Source organism: Pseudoalteromonas sp. AOP7-A1-14 (genome assembly GCF_052376275.1).
In the GTDB taxonomy this organism is placed as follows: domain Bacteria; phylum Pseudomonadota; class Gammaproteobacteria; order Enterobacterales; family Alteromonadaceae; genus Pseudoalteromonas.
On the sequence record NZ_JBQSVO010000222.1, the window covers coordinates 1 to 1,730 of the forward strand.

Annotated in this window: 1 protein-coding gene; it reads left to right on the top strand. The window is 45.1% G+C overall.

Annotated features, from left to right (window positions below):
• The first annotated feature begins 216 nt into the window (after nt 1-216).
• Nucleotides 217-1,698, top strand: a complete 1,482-nt coding sequence (tnpC, locus tag ACT3RM_RS17690) for an IS66 family transposase (RefSeq protein ID WP_002963282.1) — start codon at nt 217-219, stop codon at nt 1,696-1,698.
• The last annotated feature ends 32 nt before the right edge of the window (nt 1,699-1,730 follow it).

Consider the following 1,730-nt stretch of genomic DNA (forward strand, 5'->3'; position numbering starts at 1 on the left):
TAAGCATAAGTTCAAATGGCCCAAACTCATGTCACCCACCATGACCTTAAGCGAGCAGCAATTACACTGGTTATTATCGGGTTATGATGTGATTGGACACAGTAAAATTGATGTCGCAGGTAAGCAAATGCTTTAATATTTGCGATCGATTGATGATCATCAAAGTGAGTTCAGTTAGCACTGCAAAGCCTTTGATGATGCCTTAAAATAGGCGTCATGAAAAATGAACTCGCCCTTAAACAGCGCATTGCTGAACTTGAAAAACTGTTAGCGCAGAAGGATGCCCAGATTGCGGCATTGGAAGAGCGCTGGAGCTTGGCCCAACAAAAACAATTCGGCAAAAGTGCTGAAGGCTTTGCCGGGCAAGGCGAGTTATTCAATGAAGTGGAAGAAATTGTTGAGGAAGTTGAGGCAGAGCAACAATCCATTAGCTATACCCGTAAAAAGCCGGTGCGTAAGCCACTGCCAAAAGACTTACCTCGTGAGCAGGTTATTCACGACATCATCGACAAAACCTGTGATTGCTGTGGCGGTGAGCTACATAAAATGGGTGAAGATAAGTCAGAAAAGCTTGAGTTCATACCCGCTAAAATCAAAGTGATTGAGCATATTAGGCCTAAATACGCCTGCCGTCACTGTGATAAATCCTCAACTCAGACACAGATTAAACAAGCCTCAATGCCTGCCATGCCCATCAACAAAGGCATTGCAACCAGCAGTTTGCTCAGTCAGCTTATCACCAGTAAATACCAATACGGGTTACCGCTGTATCGCCAGGAAGCGATGTTTAAGCAATACGGTATTGAACTCAGTCGACAGACCATGAGCAGCTGGATAGACAAATCAGCCACACTCTTCGCGCCATTAGTTGAACGGCTTAAAGCCGAGCTGTTAAGGCAACCCACGCTGTTTGCCGATGAAACGCCATTAAAGGTGGTGAAATCGGACAAAGTAAACAGTTACATGTGGGTGTATTGCTCGGGTCGAGATTCACCAGACCCGAATAATCCCATCCCTAATATCGTACTTTACGACTTCCACAATAGTCGCGCGGCCGCCTGCGTGGTCAATTATCTTGATGGATATCAAGGGTACTTGCACGTGGATGGCTATCAAGCCTATGCCAGAACAGAGGCAACCTTAATCGGCTGCTGGGCGCATGCTCGTCGTAAATTTATCGACGCGAAAAAGCTACAAGGTAAAAACAAAACCGGCAAAGCGGATGTGGTATTGAGCCTTATCCAAAAACTGTACGGCGTTGAGTCACGCATCAAAGATAAAAGTGTGGATGACAAATATACGGCAAGACAAGAGGTTAGCCTGCCTATTCTTAGCAAGCTAAAAATATGGCTTGAGCAGGATCAGCCAAATTTAGTGGGGAACAGCAAACTGATAGAGGCAGCTAATTACCTGGCAAATCAATGGCACAAGCTCATACGCTATGTTGATGATGGCCGACTTAGCATCGATAATAATAGAGCAGAACGCGCGGTAAAACCGTTTGTGATAGGCCGAAAGAATTGGTTATTTAGCCAAACGGCTAACGGTGCCCATGCTAGTGCCACCCTTTACAGCATTGTGGAAACCGCCAAGATAAATGGTCTAATCCCATTTAATTACATCTGTGCTTGCCTTGATGAACTGTGCCAGCCTGAGCCCGATATCGACAGCTTGTTACCCTGGAATTTTAAAACATAGGTGTAGTTCGCTAGACGCTCACATAAAAAATA